The 20,488-nt window shown below is 69.2% G+C and carries 21 protein-coding genes and 1 pseudogene; 8 read left to right on the top strand and 14 right to left on the bottom strand.

The window, feature by feature from the left end:
- Positions 1-8 precede the first annotated feature (8 nt).
- Complete coding sequence (locus tag LCL87_RS14295) at positions 9-1,295, top strand: family 1 glycosylhydrolase (protein WP_225020670.1); 1,287 nt, start codon at positions 9-11, stop codon at positions 1,293-1,295.
- 48 nt (positions 1,296-1,343) lie between these two features.
- Positions 1,344-1,960 (top strand): annotated as a pseudogene (locus LCL87_RS14290) (LysE family transporter).
- On the opposite strand, the gene LCL87_RS14285 reads toward LCL87_RS14290, so the two are convergent.
- From LCL87_RS14285 to nadA, 6 genes are all read right to left on the bottom strand, one after another.
- The gene (locus LCL87_RS14285) at positions 1,926-2,375 is read right to left on the bottom strand and encodes a hypothetical protein (RefSeq protein ID WP_225020668.1); all 450 of its coding nucleotides are present in this window, start codon (positions 2,373-2,375) and stop codon (positions 1,926-1,928) included. The pseudogene LCL87_RS14290 and the gene LCL87_RS14285 overlap by 35 nt on opposite strands.
- Positions 2,376-2,409: 34 nt before the next feature.
- Positions 2,410-5,004, bottom strand: a complete 2,595-nt coding sequence (locus LCL87_RS14280) for a LuxR C-terminal-related transcriptional regulator (protein ID WP_225020665.1) — start codon at positions 5,002-5,004, stop codon at positions 2,410-2,412.
- Positions 5,005-5,142: 138 nt separating this feature from the next.
- The gene (locus LCL87_RS14275) at positions 5,143-5,757 is read right to left on the bottom strand and encodes an NAD(P)H-dependent oxidoreductase (protein ID WP_225020663.1); all 615 of its coding nucleotides are present in this window, start codon (positions 5,755-5,757) and stop codon (positions 5,143-5,145) included.
- 6 nt (positions 5,758-5,763) lie between these two features.
- Positions 5,764-6,624 (bottom strand): carboxylating nicotinate-nucleotide diphosphorylase, encoded by an 861-nt coding sequence (nadC, locus tag LCL87_RS14270; RefSeq protein ID WP_225020662.1) that lies wholly within the window; start codon positions 6,622-6,624, stop codon positions 5,764-5,766.
- On the bottom strand, positions 6,621-8,198 hold the full coding sequence (locus LCL87_RS14265) for an L-aspartate oxidase (protein ID WP_225020660.1): 1,578 nt from the start codon (positions 8,196-8,198) through the stop codon (positions 6,621-6,623). The genes nadC and LCL87_RS14265 overlap by 4 nt, the downstream gene beginning before the upstream one ends.
- The gene (gene nadA / locus LCL87_RS14260) at positions 8,198-9,229 is read right to left on the bottom strand and encodes a quinolinate synthase NadA (RefSeq protein WP_225020658.1); all 1,032 of its coding nucleotides are present in this window, start codon (positions 9,227-9,229) and stop codon (positions 8,198-8,200) included. The genes LCL87_RS14265 and nadA overlap by 1 nt, the downstream gene beginning before the upstream one ends.
- Positions 9,230-9,332: 103 nt before the next feature.
- On the opposite strand from nadA, the gene LCL87_RS14255 reads away from it, so the two are divergent.
- A complete protein-coding gene (locus LCL87_RS14255; RefSeq protein ID WP_510850769.1) occupies positions 9,333-10,067 on the top strand; it encodes an NUDIX hydrolase in 735 nt (244 codons plus the stop codon).
- 47 nt (positions 10,068-10,114) lie between these two features.
- Positions 10,115-11,710, top strand: a complete 1,596-nt coding sequence (locus LCL87_RS14250; protein ID WP_225020656.1) for an HNH endonuclease signature motif containing protein — start codon at positions 10,115-10,117, stop codon at positions 11,708-11,710.
- A gap of 6 nt (positions 11,711-11,716) precedes the next feature.
- Here the strand turns inward: LCL87_RS14250 and LCL87_RS14245 are convergent, their stop codons facing one another.
- A complete protein-coding gene (locus LCL87_RS14245) occupies positions 11,717-12,271 on the bottom strand; it encodes a TetR/AcrR family transcriptional regulator (protein WP_225020654.1) in 555 nt (184 codons plus the stop codon).
- A 37-nt stretch (positions 12,272-12,308) separates the two neighbouring features.
- Here LCL87_RS14245 and LCL87_RS14240 point away from each other — a divergent pair, with 37 nt between their 5' ends.
- Complete coding sequence (locus LCL87_RS14240) at positions 12,309-13,013, top strand: lysophospholipid acyltransferase family protein (protein ID WP_225020652.1); 705 nt, start codon at positions 12,309-12,311, stop codon at positions 13,011-13,013.
- A gap of 1 nt (position 13,014) precedes the next feature.
- Here LCL87_RS14240 and LCL87_RS14235 read toward each other — a convergent pair whose 3' ends face one another.
- Positions 13,015-13,806, bottom strand: a complete 792-nt coding sequence (locus LCL87_RS14235; RefSeq protein WP_225020650.1) for a hypothetical protein — start codon at positions 13,804-13,806, stop codon at positions 13,015-13,017.
- A gap of 105 nt (positions 13,807-13,911) precedes the next feature.
- On the opposite strand from LCL87_RS14235, the gene LCL87_RS14230 reads away from it, so the two are divergent.
- On the top strand, positions 13,912-14,967 hold the full coding sequence (locus LCL87_RS14230) for a winged helix DNA-binding domain-containing protein (RefSeq protein ID WP_225020648.1): 1,056 nt from the start codon (positions 13,912-13,914) through the stop codon (positions 14,965-14,967).
- A gap of 31 nt (positions 14,968-14,998) precedes the next feature.
- On the opposite strand, the gene LCL87_RS14225 is transcribed toward LCL87_RS14230, so the two are convergent.
- From LCL87_RS14225 to bioB, 3 genes are read right to left on the bottom strand one after another with little or no spacing between them, the layout of a single operon-like run.
- Positions 14,999-15,559, bottom strand: a complete 561-nt coding sequence (locus LCL87_RS14225) for a DUF2567 domain-containing protein (protein WP_510850768.1) — start codon at positions 15,557-15,559, stop codon at positions 14,999-15,001.
- A gap of 11 nt (positions 15,560-15,570) precedes the next feature.
- Complete coding sequence (gene bsaP, locus LCL87_RS14220) at positions 15,571-15,816, bottom strand: biotin synthase auxiliary protein BsaP (protein WP_225020644.1); 246 nt, start codon at positions 15,814-15,816, stop codon at positions 15,571-15,573.
- On the bottom strand, positions 15,803-16,822 hold the full coding sequence (gene bioB, locus LCL87_RS14215; RefSeq protein WP_225020641.1) for a biotin synthase BioB: 1,020 nt from the start codon (positions 16,820-16,822) through the stop codon (positions 15,803-15,805). The genes bsaP and bioB overlap by 14 nt, the downstream gene beginning before the upstream one ends.
- Positions 16,823-17,008: 186 nt before the next feature.
- Here bioB and LCL87_RS14210 point away from each other — a divergent pair, with 186 nt between their 5' ends.
- Positions 17,009-17,641: a TetR/AcrR family transcriptional regulator C-terminal domain-containing protein gene (locus LCL87_RS14210; RefSeq protein ID WP_225020639.1), complete on the top strand. Its 633-nt coding sequence runs from the start codon at positions 17,009-17,011 to the stop codon at positions 17,639-17,641.
- On the opposite strand, the gene LCL87_RS14205 is transcribed toward LCL87_RS14210, so the two are convergent.
- Entirely contained in the window at positions 17,638-17,973 is a 336-nt protein-coding gene (locus tag LCL87_RS14205; RefSeq protein ID WP_225020637.1) for a hypothetical protein, read from the bottom strand. The genes LCL87_RS14210 and LCL87_RS14205 overlap by 4 nt on opposite strands.
- Positions 17,974-18,118: 145 nt before the next feature.
- On the opposite strand from LCL87_RS14205, the gene LCL87_RS14200 reads away from it, so the two are divergent.
- Positions 18,119-19,264: a lipase family protein gene (locus LCL87_RS14200; RefSeq protein WP_225020635.1), complete on the top strand. Its 1,146-nt coding sequence runs from the start codon at positions 18,119-18,121 to the stop codon at positions 19,262-19,264.
- 18 nt (positions 19,265-19,282) lie between these two features.
- On the opposite strand, the gene LCL87_RS14195 is transcribed toward LCL87_RS14200, so the two are convergent.
- Positions 19,283-20,038, bottom strand: a complete 756-nt coding sequence (locus LCL87_RS14195) for a Mut7-C RNAse domain-containing protein (RefSeq protein ID WP_237692222.1) — start codon at positions 20,036-20,038, stop codon at positions 19,283-19,285.
- A gap of 63 nt (positions 20,039-20,101) precedes the next feature.
- On the bottom strand, positions 20,102-20,485 hold the full coding sequence (locus tag LCL87_RS14190) for a VOC family protein (protein WP_225020631.1): 384 nt from the start codon (positions 20,483-20,485) through the stop codon (positions 20,102-20,104).
- Positions 20,486-20,488 lie beyond the last annotated feature (3 nt).

Below are 20,488 nucleotides of genomic sequence, written 5' to 3'. Positions count from 1 at the left end.
GAGCAACCGTGAAAACCGCTCTCGGCGCCGCGATCGTGGCGCTCACCGCAACCCTGCTCGCCGCGCCCGCCGCACAGGCCGCGCCGCTCGGCGACGACTTCCTGTGGGGCGTGGCCACGTCCGGCTTCCAGTCCGAGGGGGCGTCGCCGGACAGCAACTGGGCGCGGTACTCGGCGTCCGGACAGACCCACGACGAGATCGGCGACGCGGTCGACTTCCGGCACCGCTACGCCGAGGACATCGACAACGCGGCGGCGCTCGGCGTGGACGTGTTCCGCTTCGGCATCGAGTGGGCGCGGGTGCAACCGAGCCCCGGCACCTGGGACGAGGCCGAGTTCGCCTACTACGACGACGTCGTACAGCGGATCCGCAGCCACGGCATGACCCCGATGATCACGCTCGATCACTGGGTGTATCCCGGCTGGGTCGCCGACCGCGGCGGCTGGGCCGACCCGCGGACCGTCGACGACTGGCTCGCCAACGCCGACAAGGTCGTCGAGCGCTACAAGGACGCCGGGGCCATCTGGATCACGTTCAACGAGCCGACGACGTACGCGCAGCGCGAACTGACCTTCGGCGGGATCTCGCTGCTCGACGTCCACAAGATGTTCGACGGTATGACCCGCGCGCACCGCACGATCTACGACCGCATCCACCAGCTCGACCCCACCGCCCGCGTCGGCAGCAACCTGGCGTTCATCCCGGCCGTCTTCGGGATGCTCGACACCCTGTTCGTCGACCGGGTGACCGACAAGCTCGACTTCCTCGGCATCGACTACTACTACGGCGTCTCGTTGGACAACGTCTCCGCGATCGCGGCCGCCACCGACCGCTTCTACGACGTCGTCCCGCAGCCGGACGGGATCTACCACGCCCTCATGGCGTACCACCGCAAGCTGCCGGGCATGCCGCTCTACGTCGTGGAGAACGGCATGCCGACCGACAACGGGCAGGCCCGCGCGGACGGGTACACCCGGTCGGACCACCTGCGCGATCACATCTACTGGATCGAACGCGCCCGCGAGGACGGCGCCGACGTCATCGGCTACAACTACTGGTCGATCACTGACAACTACGAATGGGGTTCGTACCGGCCGCGGTTCGGCCTGTACACGGTCGACGCCCTCACCGACCCGACACTCACCCGGCGCCCCACCGACGCCGTCGCGACGTATCGGGACCTCGTCGCGGTCGGCGGTGTGCCCGCGGACTACCGGCCGGTGAAGCCTGCGGCATTCTGCTCACTGGTCGACCCCCCGCGTAGCTGCCTCGGCTCCGGATCCGGCGGTTCCTGACCTACCCGCCGCCTCCACGCGCCCGGGCCGGGAGTAGATTTCTGGCCCGTGTCGTGGCAGATCTGGTTGGCGTTCTTCGGCGCCAGCTGGGTGATCAGTCTGTCACCGGGAGCCGGCGCGATCGCGTCGATGTCGACCGGCCTGCAGCACGGCTTCCTCCGCGGATACTGGAACATCCTCGGCCTGCAGCTGGCGTTGCTGCTGCAGATCGCGATCGTCGCGGCCGGCGTCGGCGCGCTGCTGGCGGGATCGACGACGGCGTTCCTGATCGTCAAGTGGTTCGGTGTCGCCTACCTCGCCTATCTCGGTGTGCGCCAGTGGCGTTCGGCACCCACACCGGTCGACGCCGAGTCCGGCACGGGCCGCTCGACCGCGGCCGGGCTCGTGCTGCGGGCGTTCCTCGTCAACTCCAGCAACCCGAAGGCGATCGTCTTCATGCTCGCGGTGCTGCCGCAGTTCCTCGCCCCGCTGCCCCGCTGCTGCCGCAGTACGCACTCATGGCGGCGACGATGGTCGCGGTCGACACCGTCGTCATGACCGGATACACGGGCCTGGCCTCACGCGTGCTGCGCCTGTCGCGCTCACCCCGGCAGATGCAGCTGACGAGCCGCGTCTTCGCGGCACTGTTCTTCACGGCCGCCGCTGCACTCGCGGCCGCCGTGTGATGCCGTTTCCACTCGGCAACACAGGCGCGAGGAACACCGTGAACGCGTAGGTCACCGCGGCGAACGCCGCGGACACGCCCAGGAAGTACCTGCCGTCGGATTGGTCCGCGGCAGCTCCTGCCGACACGATGATCCACGCGAAGCACCCCGCGGTCAGCAGGAACACCACCGCGGACGAACACACGGCGAATCTATGGCGCCAAGACATGGACGATCGCGGCGGCCACACCTCAGCCGAGCGGACCGCCAGGTGCCCGCCCATCACCGACGCCAGGCCGACGACGACGCCGGCGAATGCCCCCAGCACCAGCGCAGGCCACGTCTGAACTCCGAAACCGGAAGGCGCGCTCTCGCTCACGCCCACGACAGCGCCGACGCCGGACGCGATCCATACCTGCCGCGATACCCACCCCATACCCACAGCAAACCACGACCCCGCCGACGAGTCGTCAGAGGAGCCCGCGCTGTATCGCCGCCTCCACTGCCTCGGCGCGACTGCTCACCTCGAGTTTCCGGTAGACGTTGCGGGTATGGGTGCGAACGGTGTTGAGCGACACGTGCAGATCTCGGGCGATCTCACGAAGCTGCCTTCCAGTCGCCAACTCGCCCAGCATCACCTTCTCGGTCCGCGTCAGACGCGGGTTCCGTCCGGCATTTGCATCGACCAGCTTCGTCCTGATGTGCACCACGAACTCGTGGCTGTGTTCTCCCCCCGGCGGTAGCAGCGTCAGCATCTCGGCCGTATCGGCGGCGTAGTCCAGAAACGGACTCACGATCCGATTCGGTTCGGCCACTTCCAGCGCACGCGCGAGTGACACGACCGCGTCGGCGGACCGGCGCTGGCGGTTCGCCACGACAGCGTCGAGCAGCCACGCGCGGACGCCGAGGGCCGGACCGAGCTGCGAGCCCGGCACAGCACCGAGCAACTCACGGGCAGCAGCGGTGTTGCCCACGGCAACCTCCACCATCGCCCGGGCCACCACCACGTTGAACCTCTCCCCGAAGGTCGAAGCCGCCCTCTCGATCAGCTCTGCGGCCGCGGTCATCCGTCCGGCGTCGAGGAGGACCGCCATCACGAGCGGGACGAAATTGTCGCTGAATCCCGGCTGCGGGGCCCGATCCAACAATCCGAGCATTGCGCGCCCGACGACATCCGCGTCGGCGGGGGTGGGGCGAGGGTTGCGCCGAGCCTGCACGAGCGCGAAGGCGACCTCGCCGTGTCCGCCGGAGGCGGGTGCCGTCGTCCCGTCCGGCCTGGCGTGCTGATGCGATTCGAGCGCCGACGCGAGGGCCAAAGCGTGAACGGGGCTGTCGTCGGGCAACGATTCGGCGCGGAGATATGCATCCATGCACACCGCTGCAGCGCACTGGAAGGCGTCGATGCGATCAGTGAGCCCTCGTGCGACCGCGTACTCCAGTGCATGCGCCGCGCGCACCGCCATTGTTCCGAGGTCACCCTTCACACTGGAGAGCACCGAAAGCCTCGCAAGACTACGCAACACCAGACGCGGGTGCGCCCCCACGTCGGCCAGTGTCAGCGCCTGCCGGAGCAACCCCTCGCTCCACGCCAGGTCCCCGAGCAACATCCGCGCAGCCGAATGCTGCAGTGCTACATAGCAATCCAGATCGACACTGCCTGTCCCGGCGCACTCCTCGAACGCGCGCAGCGCACCTTCCGGTACTGCCGAACCGCCGATCACTGCGATCTCGACCGCCAGCGCTGCCGCGAACGCACGGGCGGCGACGGCGAATCGATCAGCGGACGGCCTCGAATCGGCGACGACCAGGTGCGCGTGGGCGGCATCAGGGTAGTTCCGTTCGAGCGCGGCCAGAGCCCGCAGGTACCGCACGCCCGGCAGGTCGCCGTACCGGGTTCCGATCAGATCCCAGACGGCCTCTGCGTGGCCGTCGAAGACCGCTGTGAGGCCGTGGCGGAGAACGAACTCCTCCAGCGCGTGTTCGTCACCTGCCGCGACGAGGTGCTCTAGCGCGATGATGGGTTCGCGCGCGTCCAGGAACCAGCGCGCCGCGATCCGGTGCAACCGGGTCACCCGCTCGGGATCGCGATTCCGGACAGCGGCGCGTGCATGGGCGCGGACGAGCGGATGCCATCCGTAGCGGACGCCGGTGGTGTCCGCGGAGCACCTGAGAACCGGCACGCCGAACCGCTCCCGGTCCGATACGGCGCGGTCCACGCTCGCCTCGTCGAGCTGTTCCGCGAGGTCGGCGTCGAAGAACTCGACGATGCTCGTCGCCTCGATGAACCGCACCAGGTACGCGGGCAGCGCACCGAGCGTCTCTTCGACGACGTACTCCGAGATCTGCTGCGGATAGCGGAGGAGATCCGCGACGGCCCCGCTCCGATCGGCGTACGTTCCGAGTCGCATCGCCGCGAGTCGCACCGGTGCCGCCCACCCGCGCGTCAGCTCGAGAAGCCCGTCGAGGTCGGACTCGTCGAGCGAGGGTCCGTGTTCCTCGACGATCGCGGCGACCGCAACCCTGTCGAGCGCGAGTTCCTCCCAGCCGATCCACGTGAGCGTGCCTTCGAGCGCATAGCGGGCAAACGGCAGGTCGGGCGTCCTGCGGCAGGCCACGATGACCGTCGACTGCACCGGCGCGGACTCCACGACAGCCGCCAGCACGCCGAGCGCGGCATCGTCACGGATCTCGTGGGCGTCGTCGAGGACCAGGACGACCGGGCCCCCGCCGGCGCCCAACCGTTCCCACAGACCGGCGAGCCTGCGCCGCAACGCTTCCGCATCGTTGTCGGCGGATCCGAGTGTCACCCAGGCGATCTCGAGATCCCGATCTGTCCGATCGATCCAATCGGCAAGCAGCACCGTCTTGCCCGTGCCCGCCGCCGCGCTGATCAAGACCTTGCCGGGCACCTCGCGCGCCACCACCGCATCGAGCACCGAGTGGACGTCCTCGCGCGGTTGAACCGTCACGGACAGCCGTGGCGGGGGCATGCCTACATAGCCGAGACGATCGTCAGCGGACGGGCCGCCGCCGGACACGCCCTCTCGCGAACTTTGCTGTGCCACACGACTCCTCCGCCGACCCCTGCATGGACTCCCCGACGTACTGAGTCTTATCAGACATTTCGCCCAGCTAAGGATGGTTCAAGATCAACTGTGAGCGAGGCCGCACTCGCGCCTCCAACTCCAGGTGCCTGACCGAATTCAGTGCACGAACAGGGCGCGGGTCATGTCCGCGACGTCGTCCAGCCAGTCGGTCCGCTGCTCCCGCGTCGCATCGGTCACGGGCCTGAAGACCTGGCGCACGAAGGACGGGCCACCGAGATACGGCGCCAGGCACCGGCCCCAGATCGCCTCGAGAGGATCACCGAACACCGACTGCTCGCGTTCGGCAGTGGTGTCCGAGGTGTTGACCACGAGCATCCGTTCGATCGCGAGGAGACTCTCGGGTTCACCGGTCGCGTCGGGAAGCCGGTACGCCACGCCGGGCACTACCACGCGGTCCATCCATCCGGACAGGATGGCCGGCGGCTTCCCCCACCAATTGGGATGGACGACGACGAGACCCCGAGCGTCCCGCAGTTCGGTGCGGTGCCGTCCGACGACGGAATCGGATTCACGGGCCAGGTAGGACTCGACCGACTCCCCCGTCGTGTAAGCCTCCTCGGCCGAGACGATCGGATCGAAGGCCTCTGCGTACAGGTCGTGGAAGCGCACGTCGTGGCCGGATCCGGTCAGCACCGACCGGATCCGGTCCGCGATCGCGTGGCAGTAGCTGTCCGGGCGGGGGTGCGCCAGCAGCAGCATCACGTGCGACACGGCGCGCTACATGTCCAGCCCGAGATCCAGCACGGTGACCGAGTGCGTCAGCGCGCCGACCGCGAGGTAGTCGACACCCGTCGCGGCGTAGTCCGCGGCGACGTCGAGAGTGAGACCACCCGACGACTCGAGCTTGGTCGTGGGCGAGACGGTGTCCCGCCGCTGCACGGCGATCTGTGTCTGCCACAGCGGAAAGTTGTCCAGCAGAACGAGTTCGACACCCTCCGCGAGCACCTCGTCGAGCTGGGTGAGGTTGTCGACCTCCACCTCGCACTCGATGTCCGGGTCGACGGCACGCACCGCACGCAGCGCCGCCACGACCGAGCCCGCCGCGGCGACGTGATTGTCCTTGATGAGCGCGGCGTCGCCGAGACCCATCCGGTGGTTCACACCGCCGCCGACCCGCACCGCGTACTTCTGCAGTCCACGCATGCCGGGCAGGGTCTTGCGACTGTCCCGGATCTTGCAGTTCGTGCCGGCCACCGCGTCCGCCCACGCCGACGTCGCGGTCGCGATGCCGGACAGGTGGCACATAAGGTTGAGCATCGTGCGCTCGGCGGTCAGGAGTCCGCGGGTGGGCGCGCTGACCGTGAGCACCGAGTCACCGGGCTGTACCCGGGTGCCGTCGGCGACGCGACCCAGCACCTCGTAGTTGCCGGCACCGATCACCTCGTCGAGCACGGTCAGACCCACGTCGATGCCCGCGACGGTGCCGACCGACCGGGTCACGACGGCTGCCTTCGCGACGGCCCCCTCGGGCACCGTCGCGACCGACGTGATGTCGGGACCGTAGCGCAGGTCCTCGTCGAGCGCGGTGCGCACCAGCGCGAGCGTCTCCTGCGGATCGAGTCGGTCCAGCGTGCTCATCGTGCTCCTGTCGATTCCAGTTCGGGTACTTCGAGTTCACCGTCGCGGCCGATCCGCACCTCGATGCTGCGGCGGAACGCGTCGGACGTGTCCGGGTAGTCGGTGCGAGTGTGGCAGCCGCGGCTCTCACGACGCGCGACGGCCGCCATCACGAGCGCGGACGCGGCGATCGTGAGCGAGGTGTCCTCGAGGGCAGCCCCGCTGCCCGCGACGGCGACACCGCTGCGACCCAGATCTGTTGCCGCGGCAGACAGTCCGTCGCCGTCTCGGACAACGGAGGCATGTGCCGTCATGAGCGCCTGCACCGTCTCGCGCGGCGCCCGCCGCCGGAACGGCAGCAGCAGGTCGTCGGCCTCGACGTTCAGGTGGGCGCGCTCGGTGGCCGCCCGGCCGACCCGCTCCCCCACCACGAGCCCCTCGAGGAGACTGTTCGACGCCAGCCGGTTGGCGCCGTGCAGCCCGGTGCGGGCCACCTCACCGGCCGCGAACAGTCCCGGAACCTCGGTTCGCCCGTGCACGTCGGTGACGACGCCGCCGCACGAATAGTGCGCCGCGGGCGCCACCGGGATCAGCTGTTCGGACGGATCGATGCCCGCCGCGAGGCACGACGCGGTGACCGTCGGGAACCGCGTCGCGAACCCCGCCAGGTGCCGGGCATCGAGATAGACGTGATCGGCACCGCTGTCACGCAGACGCTGCGCGATCGCGCGGGAGACGACGTCACGCGGCGCGAGGTCGCCCTGCGCGTGCACACCGTCGGTGACCGACCGGCCCTCCGCATCGACGAGCCGGGCGCCCTCACCGCGCACGGCCTCACTGATGAGGGGACGTCGCCCCACCCCGCCCGGCGCGTACAGCACGGTGGGATGGAACTGGACGAATTCGAGATCGGCCACCGCGGCGCCTGCCTCGAGCGCCAGCGCGATGCCGTCACCGGTGGCGCCGGGCGGGTTGGTGCTGCACGAATACAGCTGCCCCAGCCCGCCGGTCGCGAGCACCACGGACGGCGTGTGGATCACACCGAGCCCCTTGTCCGACAACACGATCAGGCCGGTCACGCCGTCCGGGCCGGTCGTGACCCGCGCGGCCGCCGCACCGAACAGCACCGGCATCCCGGCCGCGTTCAGCGCCCGTTGCACCTCGGCCCCGGTGGCGTCGCCGCCCGCGTGGACGATGCGGCGCGTGCTGTGCCCGCCCTCCCGGGTACGCGCGACGTTGCCGTCCGCGCCGACGTCGAACACGGCGCCCAGCGCGGTCAGCGCGGTGAACGCCTCCCGGCCGGCGGACACGATGGACCGCACCGCCGCCTCGTCGCACAACCCGACGCCCGCGACACACGTGTCGCCGGTATGCGAGTCGACCGAATCGGTCCGCGGATCGCCCACCACCGCGATGCCGCCCTGCGCGTACTGGGTTGCGGTGTCGGTGGGGCCACCCTTGCTCACCACGAGCACCTGCAGACCGTGTTGCGCGGCCACCCGCGCGGCCGTCAGCCCCGCGACACCGCCCCCGACGACCACGACGTCGGCGCGTGCCTCCCACACGACGCCGTCACCCCCGGGACCGGCGACCATTACTCCCCGCCGCCGGGGTTTCCGATCTCGATCATGCGCTGCACGGACTTTCGTGCGCGCTCGGCGACGTCGGGGGCGACGTGGACCTCGTCCTTGCCCTCGACCAGGCAGCGCAGCAGCGCGGCCGGGGTGATCATCTTCATGTACGGGCAGGACGCGCGGTCGTTGACGGCCTGGAAGTCGACGCCCGGCGCGGCCTTGCGCAGCTGGTGCAGCATGCCGACCTCGGTGGCGACGAGAACCTGCTTGGCACCGGTCTCGCGGGCCGCATCGAGCATGCCGCCGGTCGAGAGGATCTTGACCTTGTCCTCGGGCACGAAGCCCTCGCCCGCGAGGTACAGCGCCGAAGTGGCGCAGCCGCACTCGGGGTGCACGAACAACTCGGCGTCCGGGTGGCTCTTGGACTTCGCGGTGAGCTCGTCACCGTTGATGCCCGCGTGCACGTGGCACTCGCCCGCCCAGATGTGCATGTTCTCGCGGCCGGTCACACGCTTGACGTGCGCGCCGAGGAACTGGTCCGGCAGGAACAGCACCTCGCGGTCGGGATCGATCGACGCGACGACGTCGACCGCGTTGGACGACGTGCAGCAGATGTCGGTCAGGCCCTTCACCTCGGCGGTGGTGTTGACGTACGACACCACCAGAGCGTCGGGGTGCTCGGCCTTCCACTCGCGCAACTGGTCGGCGGTGATCGAGTCGGCGAGCGAGCAGCCCGCGCGCTCGTCCGGGATCAGCACGGTCTTCTCGGGGCTGAGGATCTTGGCGGTCTCGGCCATGAAGTGGACACCGCAGAACACGATCGTGCCCTCTTCGGCCTCGGCCGCGATACGAGACAGCGCCAGCGAGTCACCGACATGGTCGGCGACGTCCTGGATCTCGGGCAGCTGGTAGTTGTGCGCCAGGATCGTGGCGTTGCGCTCCTTGGCCAGGCGGCGCACCTCTGCCGCCCACTCGGGGCCACCCTCGATGCCGGTGTACCCACCGGGACCGTCCACGATCTGTCCTGCACCCGCCCACAACATCGAGGTCATGGCCACTCCTTCTTCCGAAGCCTCTTCGACGGCTCCGTCACTACAACCCGGGCGGGCTGGCCCGAATTTCCGAAATCGAGGTTTTCGACTTAGGATCGAAAACATGCCACATGGTAGCACCGTCCACGAAGTGCTCACCGCGGTGTTCCAGGCTCGGCCGGCAACTCGAACCATCACCGCTGGTGACGGCCATCACGGCCCCAACGGGTGCCGCGGCGACGAACTGATGGTGCTGTTGTGGCAGCGCGCACTCGACCCGCAGAAGGGCACGTGGTCCCTGCCCGGCGGAACCCTCCGCGACGACGAGGACCTCAAGACGTCCGCTCGGCGGCAGCTGGCCGAGAAGGTCGACGTCCGCGAGGTGGCACACCTCGAACAGCTGTCGGTGTTCAGCGATCCACACCGGGTGCCCGGCGACCGCCGGATCGCGTCGACCTACCTGGGCCTGGTCCCCCTCCCCGCCGATCCACAGCTGCCGCCCGACACCGCCTGGCACCCGGTCTCGGCGCTGCCATCGATGTCGTTCGATCACGGCACCGTCGTCGAACACGCACGCACGCGCCTGGCAGCCAAGCTCTCGTACACCAACATCGCATTCGCGCTCGCGCCCGACGAGTTCACGATGTCGACGCTGCGCGAAATCTATTGTGCCGCTCTGGGATACCAGGTCGACACCACCAACCTGCAGCGGGTGTTGACCCGGCGTGGCGTCATCACCGCCACCGGCAACACGGCCCGATCGGGACGCACCGGTGGAAGGCCGGCCGCGCTGTACCGGTTCACCGACTCGCGACTGCGGGTCACCGACGAGTTCGCGGCATTGCGCCCGCCGGTCTGAGTTCGTTTCCCCAACGATTGTCGGCACGTCCGACTACACTCGAATGCATGTTCGAAACGGGGGTCGCGAATGCAGACGCAGACGAATCTGCGGCGCTCTCCGCCCGGCATGCCCGGATCGCGCGGGAACAGTTCCTCGAGATCGAGTCAGTGGCCGATCTGTTCGTGGCCCGGTGCGAAGAGGACGCGCGTGCGGGCCGGAACGAGGCCCGTCACGGCGAGTTCGCGCATGTGGAAGTGGCCGGAATCCTCGGGCTGACGGAGTCGGCGGCGCAGCGCATGATCGGGCTCGGCTGCGATCTGCGGTGGCGCTTGCACCGGGTACGCGACGCCTTCGCGTCCGGCCGGATCGATCTCGCGAAAGCGCATGCCCTGGCCGAGGCGCTCGCGAACGTGTCCGACGCGATGCTCGCGGAGATCGAGCAACGGCTTCTCGACGGTGCGGACCGGGCGAGCACCACCCGACTCAAGGAGCGCGCCCGGCGACTGATCGCCCGCCTGGATCCGGAGGGTACTCACGAACGCCGCCGCCGAGCGGCCGCGGATCGCGACGTGCGCGTCATCGCCCGTGACGATGCGATGGCCGAGGTTGACGGTCTGCTGCCCGCCGCGGGCGGCCGGATCCTGGCCGGTCGGCTCCGTGCGATGTGTTTCGACGTGTGCGCGCACGATCCGCGCACCGATGCGCAGCGCCGGGCCGACGCACTGGTCGCGCTCGCATCCGGGTACGCGCATCTGGACTGCAGTTGCGGGCGTGAGGACTGCACCGCCCGCACAAATCTTCCCGGGCACGAGGATCGTCCCGCTCGTTCGGGAGTATCGGTTCAAATTCTGGTCGGCGTCGACGCATCGACACTCCTCGGTCTCGACGATGCCCCCGGCTACCTGTTCGGCCACGGCCCCATCGACGCCGAGCTGGCTCGGGACCTCGCCGCGGACGGCACGTGGAAGCGAGTGCTCACCCTCACCGATCGGGATCGGGTTCGACTTGCCTCCGCGACAGCATGTTCGACAGGCCCGGTGGTCGGTGTCGGATCCTCTCTGGAGGCACCACGACATAACCCCGCCGATGTCACGGCGCGCGTCCGCAAACACATCTATCGACCCGGCAGTCAGCTCGCGGAGACGGTGCGGATCCGGGATGGCGGCTGCCGTTTCCCGAACTGCACCGTCCCCGCCAGTGCGTGCGACCTCGACCACACGGTCGCGTTCGATCGCGACGATCCCGCGCGCGGCGGACCCACGACTGAAGCGAACCTCGCGTGTCTGTGTCGCAAACATCATCGACTAAAGACACTCAGCTACTGGACCGTCCGGCAGATCGGCGGCGGAAGGCTGGAGTGGTCGGACCCGTCGGGTCGGACCACTGTCACCGAACCTCACGGACCGTTCGCGGATGCGGGCCTGGGCAACCTCCATGCGGGCATCGCCGACGACGTCCTGGATCGGGTCACCGACAGCGCCACCCTGGCCGCGTTGAACTACTCACGCGCCGAACTCGATCTCGACTTTCTCCTCGACGTCCACATACCGCCGCGGCAACGCCGACGACGTGGTCACACGCCACGACACGGCAATTCGAGGAAGAGGATCGACCCTGGAACATCGCCGTCGGTCACAGTTGATGATTCGCCACCTTTCTGATCGGAATCACCTCGACGACAGACTGTTTCGAACGACGAGCGCGGTCAGCCGCCTCCGGTCGACGCCCCCGGTGGCGAGTTCGAGCGAACCGGTCGCTGCGAGCACAGCGATACCGTGGACGCCAACCCACAACGCCGCTGCACGCGCCTCGGATTCACCCCCGCCCGCCGCATGCTCGACCATGTCGACGAGCCACCCGAACAGCGGTTGCGACACGGTCCGCAATTCGGCGCCGGACCCTTCGAGCAGATCGTGCCGGAACACGAGCGTGAACATCGCCGGCCTAGACACAGCGAACTCGACGTAAGCCTCCGCCACGCGCACCAGATCGCCACCTGACCGCTCAGCCGCCGACGCCAATGCTGCCGCGAGATCCGCCAACCCGACCTCCGCAATCGCGGCGAGCAGGCTCCGACGTGTGGGGAACCAACGCCGCGGCGCTCCGTGCGAGACACCGGCACGACGGGCGATCGCACGCAGCCCCACGTCGGCGTCGCCGGTTTCCTCGAGTAGCTCGACTCCAGCCCTGACAAGGGCCTCTCGCGTTCCATCGACCGTCACGTAGACAGTGTCTCCTATTTCGATGTAGACAGTGTCTATGCACACTTTCCGACGATGCGCGTACCTGGCGTGCCGCTACCTGCTGATCGGGCCCGCACTGTTCATCCTCGGACGCCCGAAGATCTCCGGTCGCGAGCATGTTCCTCGTAGGGGCCCTGTCATCCTCGCGGCGAATCATCTGGCGGTCCTCGACTCGTTCTATCTGACGCTGGCCGCCCGTCGACCGACCTCGTTCCTCGCGAAGAGCGAGTACTTCGACCGCACCGGCGTCGTCGGAGTCCTTCAGCGCTGGTTCTTCTCGGCGTTGGGCCAGATACCCGTCGACCGCAGCGGCGGGACCGCAGCGGCGCCGGCTATCGGCGCCGCCACCCGGATCATCGAGGGAGGCGGCGCCTGGGGAATCCACCCGGAGGGGACCCGCTCCCCCGACGGCCGCCTCTACCGTGGCCGCACCGGCGCGGTTCGCGTCGCACTGGAGACGGGCGCGCCACTACTCCCGGTTGCGATCACCGGAACCACCGCCGAAGGCGCCGCGCCCTGGTGGCGCCGCCGCGTCACCGTGCAGATCCTTCCGCCGCTCGACCTGGCCCCGTTCCGGACCGCGGGGCCCGAGGGTATGCGAGCCGCGACGGACGCGCTGATGCGCACGATCGCCAGTCGCACGGGCCAGGAGACCGTGGACGCCTACGCGAAATCGTGGACACCCCAGTCGGGTCGGGATCTGCGCGGTCAATGCGCGTGAACTACTGACTGAGCGAACCCAGACCGGATTCGATCCCACCGAGCACCGAGCCACTCGAGCCGCCCGATCCCGAACCGAGGGACCCACCCAGCGCCGCGCTGTCCACGGATTCGCGCACATAGGCGTACGTCCGGGACGGGGCGGTGGACGTGCCTCCGAAGTAGTAGCCGGAGTACCACTTGCCCGCGTCCTCGGAGGTGCCGGGACAGGACCGGGGCAGCGAGGCCGTCTCGTGGATGGTCCGGCCGCGGATGGTGCCGTCGATCGCGAATCGATAGTCGGACCCGTCGATCCCGATCGAATAGGTCAGGGGTTCGTTGGCCGCGAGGTCGTTGCCGTCGAGGGTCACGAGCGCACTCGACGGGTACTGGTGCACACCGTTCGCGTTCGCATAGGGCACGAGTTCGAGTACCTGCGGTGAGGTGTCGGTGCGCCACCGCCAACCGAACATCGCGCCGTTGCGGGCCAGGTCGAAGTCGCCGCAGTCCGAGAAGCCGGGCAGCTTGTTCCAGTCGAACTGATCCTCGGGTTGCGTGGGTGCGGTGAGCACGTACTCGGCGGTGGGCGTGAACACGAAGTCGTAGGTCGGCGACGCTCCACCGGGGCTCACCCAACCCTCGAGCGGGCCGGCGACACCGAGCGGGCGGTACACCGAAGCGCTGTGTGCGCCGCGCTCGATGGTGTAGCTCGACCATCCGGGCGGTGTGTCAGGAGCCCGGCAGCCGGCCAGCCCGACGGTCGCGATCACGGCGGCCGCGACAATGCCGGCGGTTCGGATGATCCTGCAGCTCACGGCGCCTCCTCCAGTTCGGTGCCGCGATATTTCCACATGCACGGGTCGGCCCGGGCCGGTTTAGGCCTTCTGTCGCGTGTCGGTGGGCAGCACTAGATTCATCGCATGACGACGCTCCGGGAGTTGGCGCTGATGCGCCTCGTTGCGCAGCGGGTCGCGGGTCCGGCGTCCGCTTCGGCGACCGAGTCCGTGCGTTGGCTGACCGCCGCTCAGGCGCAGGACTTCCCGGGAGCTCGCACGTCGATCGCGCTACGCTCCGGTCCCACGGGCCGCGCATCAATCCTCGACGCTCTGAACGCCGGCAAGGTGGTGCGCTCGTGGCCCATGCGGGGAACCCTGCACTTCGTCGCCGCCGAGGATCTGTCGTGGATGCTCGCACTCACCGGCGCCCGGACGCTGTCGAGTGTGCGGGCGCGCCACCGTGCGCTCGACATCGACGACGCCGCGATCGAACACGCCGGCAACGTCGCTCGGGATGCACTCACCGGTGACGGCCTGGGCCGATCGGATCTGATGCAGGCCTGGGAGCAAGCCGGGATCGCGACGGCGAATCAGCGCGGTCAGCATCTGCTGTGGACGCTGGCACTGACCGGAGTCGTGTGTCTGGGGCCGGTCGACGGCGGGGCACAGCGAGTGGTGTTGCTCGACGACTGGATCAGCAACTCACGGAACCTCGACGGCGACGCGGCGTTGGGCGAGTGGGCGCTGCGGTACTTCCGCAGCCACGGACCGGCGACGCTCGACGACTTCGTGTGGTGGACGAAACTGACCGTCCGGCAGGCACGCGCGGGACTCGCGCTGGCGTCCGAGCAGCTCGAGAGAACTTCGGTCAACGGTGTCGACTACTTCCTCGACCCTGCGACGCCCGAGCTGCTCGCGACACACCGTCGGCACGCGCGCGGGGTGTTCCTGCTGCCCGGATTCGACGAGTTCATCCTCGGCTACCGGGACGGCGGCGCCGCCGTGGATCCGGCGTTCCAGCCACGACTGCAACCCGGCAACAACGGCATGTTCATGCCGACCGTCGTGGAGAACGGCCGGGTGGTCGGCACCTGGAAACGCGGTCGCGGCGCGGCCGGTGGCATCGATGCCACCCCGTTCACCGAGTTCTGTGCGCGCACCGAAAAGGCGATCCCGCGGGCGTATTCGGCGCTGGGCTGACGCCCACGCACGTTGCTGAGGCTCGTCGGTGCTAGGGCCCGTCGGCCGCGTCCGCCGGCTCTGGTTCGGCGACAGCAGGCGCGGTCCCGTCCCCGACACCGAGGTCGTCGTCCGGGCTGAGTGACACCAGCAGCAGGTAGACGAGGGCCGCCGCGAGGGGCTGCGCGACGAGCACGAGCGGTGTCGACAGACCCGGTGCGGCCGCGATGACGGAGTCGACTGCGGGACCGGTGACGTCCGGGTAGCGCAGTCGCGCCACGCCCATCCCGACCAGAGCTGCCACACCGGCGCCGATTGCCGAACCCCCGACGAGCGCGGCCATCTGACCGGGACCGCGGAAGCGCCGCATCCCCCACACCACGACCGCCGACAGCACCCCGACCACGAGGGTGATGCCGACGAAGATCGCCAGCGCGTCGAATCGGTGCAGGCTCTCGGTGGTCAGCACGACACCGCGGTCCTCGGCGACGACGAGCATGTGCACCGCCGGTGCGAGCAGCGCCCAGATTGCCCCCGCCGGCACGCCGACAACCGTCAGCCCGGCAACGATTCGCAAGGCGGCTCGCGGCCGAGACTGTCGGGGTGGCGTCACACCACGGGACGTTACCTGCGACCGAGCAGGGCCGAGTCGAGGACACCGTGCCGGGAGCACTTGGCCCACCAGCCGTCGGGGCTGACCTGGACGATCATCCGGCGGCCGCACTGCTCGCAGAACCGGGGCGGCTCGAGGCCGAGTTGCGCGGATGCGGGTGTCGCGTCGTCGACGCCGACGACGATCCGGTGCCCGGTGAACGGGTTGTAGTGCTCGCCCGCGCCGGCCGCCTCCGTCACCGCGTCAGAGGGTGGCATTGAGCGCCTTGATCGGCATCTCGAGATCCACCAGCAGATCCAGGTCGCTCTCGGCGGGACGGCCCAGCGTGGTCAGGTAGTTGCCGACGATCACGGCGTTGATGCCGCCGAGCATGCCCTGCTTGGCGCCGAGGTCGCCGAGCGTGATCTCGCGGCCGCCGGCGAAGCGCAGGATCGTGCGCGGCAGCGCGAGACGGAACGCCGCCACCGACTTGAGCGCCTCGCTCGCGGGCAGCACGTCGAGGTCGCCGAACGGCGTGCCCGGACGCGGGTTGAAGAAGTTCAGCGGCACCTCGTCGGGCTCGAGCGCGGCGAGGTTCGCGGCGAACTCGGCGCGCTGCTCGACGCTCTCCCCCATGCCGAGGATGCCGCCGCAGCACACCTCCATGCCGGCCTCCCGGACCATGCGCAGGGTGTCCCAGCGCTCCTCCCAGGTGTGGGTGGTGACGACGTTCGGGAAGTACGACTCGGAGGTCTCGAGGTTGTGGTTGTAGCGGTGCACGCCCATCGCGGCGAGCTGGTCGACCTGCTCCTGGGTGAGCATGCCGAGCGAGCACGCGATCTGGATGTCGACCTCGTTGCGGATGGCCTCGATACCGGCCGCGACCTGGGCGAGCAGCTTCTCGTCGGGCCCGCGGACCGCGGCAACGATGCAGAACTCGGTGGCGCCGGTCTTGGCGGTCTGCTTCGCGGCCTCGACCAGGCTGGGGATGTCGAGCCAGGCGGCGCGCACGGGCGACTGGAACAGCCCGGACTGCGAGCAGAAGTGGCAGTCCTCGGGGCAGCCGCCGGTCTTGAGGCTGATGATGCCCTCGACCTCGACCTCCGGCCCGCACCACTTCATGCGCACGTCGTGCGCGAGGGCGAGCAGCTCCTCCAGTCGGTCGTCGCCGAGGCGCAGCACCTCGAGCACCTGCTCCTGGCTCAATCCCTCACCACGCTCGAGCACCTGGTCGCGTGCGGTCGCGAGAATGTCGAGGTCGACGACGTCGGGGGCACTGGTCACTGCGAACTCCTCGGGGTGCGAACAGCCCCGAGAGCCGGGACCGGACGGATTCGGCAACTAGGTCGGCGCGAACTTGAACACCGTACAAGTTGAACGGCGTTCACGTTAGAGCCGAGGTGGATTAGTGTCAAAGGAACAGGCCACCGCGAGAACCGCGGCCTCGGCCCGATCCGGAGGAGTGAGTCAGTGCAGCTGCGACGCGGCGACGTCCTCGACGGCGCGATGGCGATCCTCGACGAGTACGGACTCGCCGATCTCACGATGCGCCGGCTCGCGACCTCGCTCGGCGTCCAGCCGGGGGCCCTGTACTGGCATTTCCCGAACAAGCAGACCCTGCTCGGCGCGATGGCCGACCGGATCCTCGAAGGCGTCGACGCGCCGGTGTCGTCGGAGCAGTGGGACGACGGGATCGCCGAACTCGCACAGCGCCTGCGGACGGCCCTGCTGGCTCATCGCGACGGCGCCGAACTGGTGGCGGCGACCTACGCGTCGCGCATGACGTCGAACCTGGCCCGGGAGAGTTTCGTGGGCGCCGGCGTGCGCGCCGGACTCCCCCGCCCGTATGCCGAGCTGGCCGCGTACACGCTGCTCTACTTCGTCCTCGGACACACCGTCGACGAGCAGTCCCGTGCCCAGATGGAGGCGCTCGGCGCCCTCACTCGGACGCCCGCATCACCCGACATCGAGACCGGCGCCGACCTCGGCTCCGACGACGACTTCCTCGACGGCGACCCGCAGGTCCGGTTCGACTTCGGGCTGGCCCTGTTCATCGACGGGGTGCGGGCCCGCCTCGGCCAGCCGGCCGACCGGCACGCCTAGGAGACGTCCTCGCGCCGTTCGCTGACGGCGAGGCAGATGTCGCGGTCGACGGCGACCGCCCGGGCGGTGTCGACGTCCCCCACCGCGAGTAGTTCGCGTTCGCGGTCGGTGAGCGCCGCGATGGCGCGGGCGAGTTCGTCGTGATCCATCGCCCAGGCCGCGGCGTGGACCGGGGAGGTCCGGTTGCGGCTGCGCGCCCGCCATTCGTGCCACCCGAACCACCCGAGCAGCAACACCATCGCGAGGATGGGCAGCATCGCCAACATCACGAGCCACGTCGGCGGTGTCACCATCTCGCCGGAGAACTCACCCGGATACTCACCCGGCCCCATTCAACACCCCCCAAAACGAAGCTGCGCCCAGAGCTTTCGATGGTAACGCCGCCGAACCCCGAGCGAAGATCGCATCCCAACCAGCAGAATAGATGGTGGGGCGCACAACGGGGCATCGTTCGAGGGACATCTGCGAGGTGACGCGATGATCGGACAACTCGCCTACCGCGCCGCGCTCGCGGTAGCGACCGTGACGACGGCCGTCGTCGTGGCAATTACCCAGGCACTCCCGGCGCCCGCCGAAGCTCCGGCCCCGGTGTCCACGCCGGGCTCCGTGACCGCGGTGGAGTCGTTGCCGACATCGTCGTGGATTCCCGGGGCGGCGACCGGAACGAAGATCACCTACGTCACCACCGGGCCACTGGGCCGCTCGGCGACCAGCACCGGCGCCGTCTTTCTTCCGCCCGGGGACGCACCGCCCGGCGGCTGGCCGGTCGTCTCGTGGGCACACGGCACGGTCGGGATCGCCGATCGATGCTCCCCCACCGTGACCGGGAAGATCGGCGGACCGTATCTCGCGCACTGGCTTTCGCAGGGTTACGCGATCGTGGCCACCGACTACGTCGGCCTCGGAACCCCCGGACTACACCCGTACCTCGACGGGCCCACCGAGGCGAACGGCGTGATCGACATGGTGCGCGCCGCGCGCGCGGTCGAGCCAGCTCTCTCACCACGGTGGGTGGCGCTCGGACAGTCGCAGGGAGGCCAGGCCGCGCTGTTCACCGCGGCGCGGGCGACGCGCTACGCGCCCGAACTCGACTATCGCGGGACGGTTGCGACCGGCGCACCGTCGAATCTCGAGAACCTGACCACACTGGTGCGGCCCGGGTTCCCCCGCCTTCCGCTCACGGGCAGCACCGTGTTCGTGTCGTACATCCTGGCCGGCCTGCGGGCGGCGCGACCGGACGTCGACGTCGACCGATTCCTCACCCCGGTCGGCCGTGACGCCCTCACCGGCGCCGAGACCGAGTGCTACGAGACGATGGCGCCGAAACTGGCCGACGTCTCGATCGGCGACCTCGTCTCCCGCCCGCTCGACGACCCCGCCCTGCTGGCCGCGGTCCGCGACATGCTCGAGGTTCCCACGGCCGGCTACGACCGCCCCGTGTTCCTCGGACAGGGCCTGACCGACGACATGGTGCCCGCGCCGCTGGCGCTGAAACTGGCCGCGGACCTGGCGGCCAACCGGCAGCCGGTGACGTTTCGGACGTACCCGACCGGCCACCTCGAGACCATGCGCGCCTCATTGCCCGACACCACGTCCTTCGTGCGTGACCTGTTCGACCGGTGATCTCGGACCGCCCACGGTTCAGAACCACACCCCGATCTCGGCCAACCGGGCACGCAACCGCGCCAGATGACCTCCCGGCCAGTACACCTGACCGCAGTCCCGGCACCTGCTGAACCGGCGCTGCTCCCGCAGCACACCCCGGGGGACCCGCCCGCGTGCGACCGCGGGCGTCGCGGGCCCGATGAGCCCGTTGCACCGCGCACACCGCGTCAGCGGTGCGATCCGCGGTTGCAACCGGAACCGATCGAGGACCTCCCGCAACTGCAGTCGCGAGTCCGTCTCGTGCAGGAATCCCCCATAGACGAGCGCAGCGCGTTCGAGCAGTCCGACGTCCCGGGTGAGCAGGACGCGATTCTCGCTGCGCGACAACGCGAGCAGTTCGTCGTCCGAGCGATCGTTCGCATACAGGCTGTCGAACCCGAGCAGCCGCAGATAGCGCGCGAGACGACCGAGGTGCACGTCGAGCACGAACCGCGGCTCCCGCAGTGGCGGGCGCAAAGGCTCGATGTCGCCCAGGTCGAGCGACTGGAAGGTCGGGTACACGGCCACCCGCTCTCCACCGGAGAGCAGGCGGTCGAATCCGACGGGTCGGCCGTCGACGACGATCAGATCGACCTCGGTGTGCGGAACGCCGAGCGATTCGATCCGATCCTTGACCGACGGCGTACCGGTGAACCCGTGCGTGACCGTTTGCGGGCGCGGCAGGGACCGGGAAGCCTGCAGGAAGTCGTTCAACTCCCCGTAGAACCGGAAATCGCAGTACTGGATCGTCATGTCCGGATCACCGCACGGTGCGACGAAACCCACCCTCCTACCGTTGAGTCACCCGGTGCCGCGTCATCCGCCGGAACCGTAAGGGCGGGTGATGATCTCCAGGTTGTGGCCGTCCGGGTCGTGGAAGTAGACACCGCGGCCGCCGTCGTTGTGGTTGATCTCGCCGGGGCGGGTCTTGCGCGGATCGGCCCAGTGGTCCATTCCGCGCTCGCGGATCCGGCCGTAGATGTCGTCGAAGTCCGCCTCCGAGACCAGGAACGCGTAGTGCTGCGGCAGCACCTCGATTTCCAACGTCGCGAAGTCGAGCGTCACGTCGTTGTCGAGACGGACCGCCAGGAACGGGCCCGCCGACACTGCGTCGGGCAGACCGAACAGCTCGGTGAAGAAGGCGGCGGCAACGGACCTGTCCCGCGAGAAAACGATGGTGTGGTTGAACGAGATCGTCATGGA

Origin of the sequence: Prescottella equi (assembly GCF_020171745.1) — a bacterium.
In the GTDB taxonomy this organism is placed as follows: Bacteria; Actinomycetota; Actinomycetes; order Mycobacteriales; family Mycobacteriaceae; genus Prescottella; species Prescottella equi_A.
This window is presented reverse-complemented; position numbering and strand designations above follow the sequence as displayed.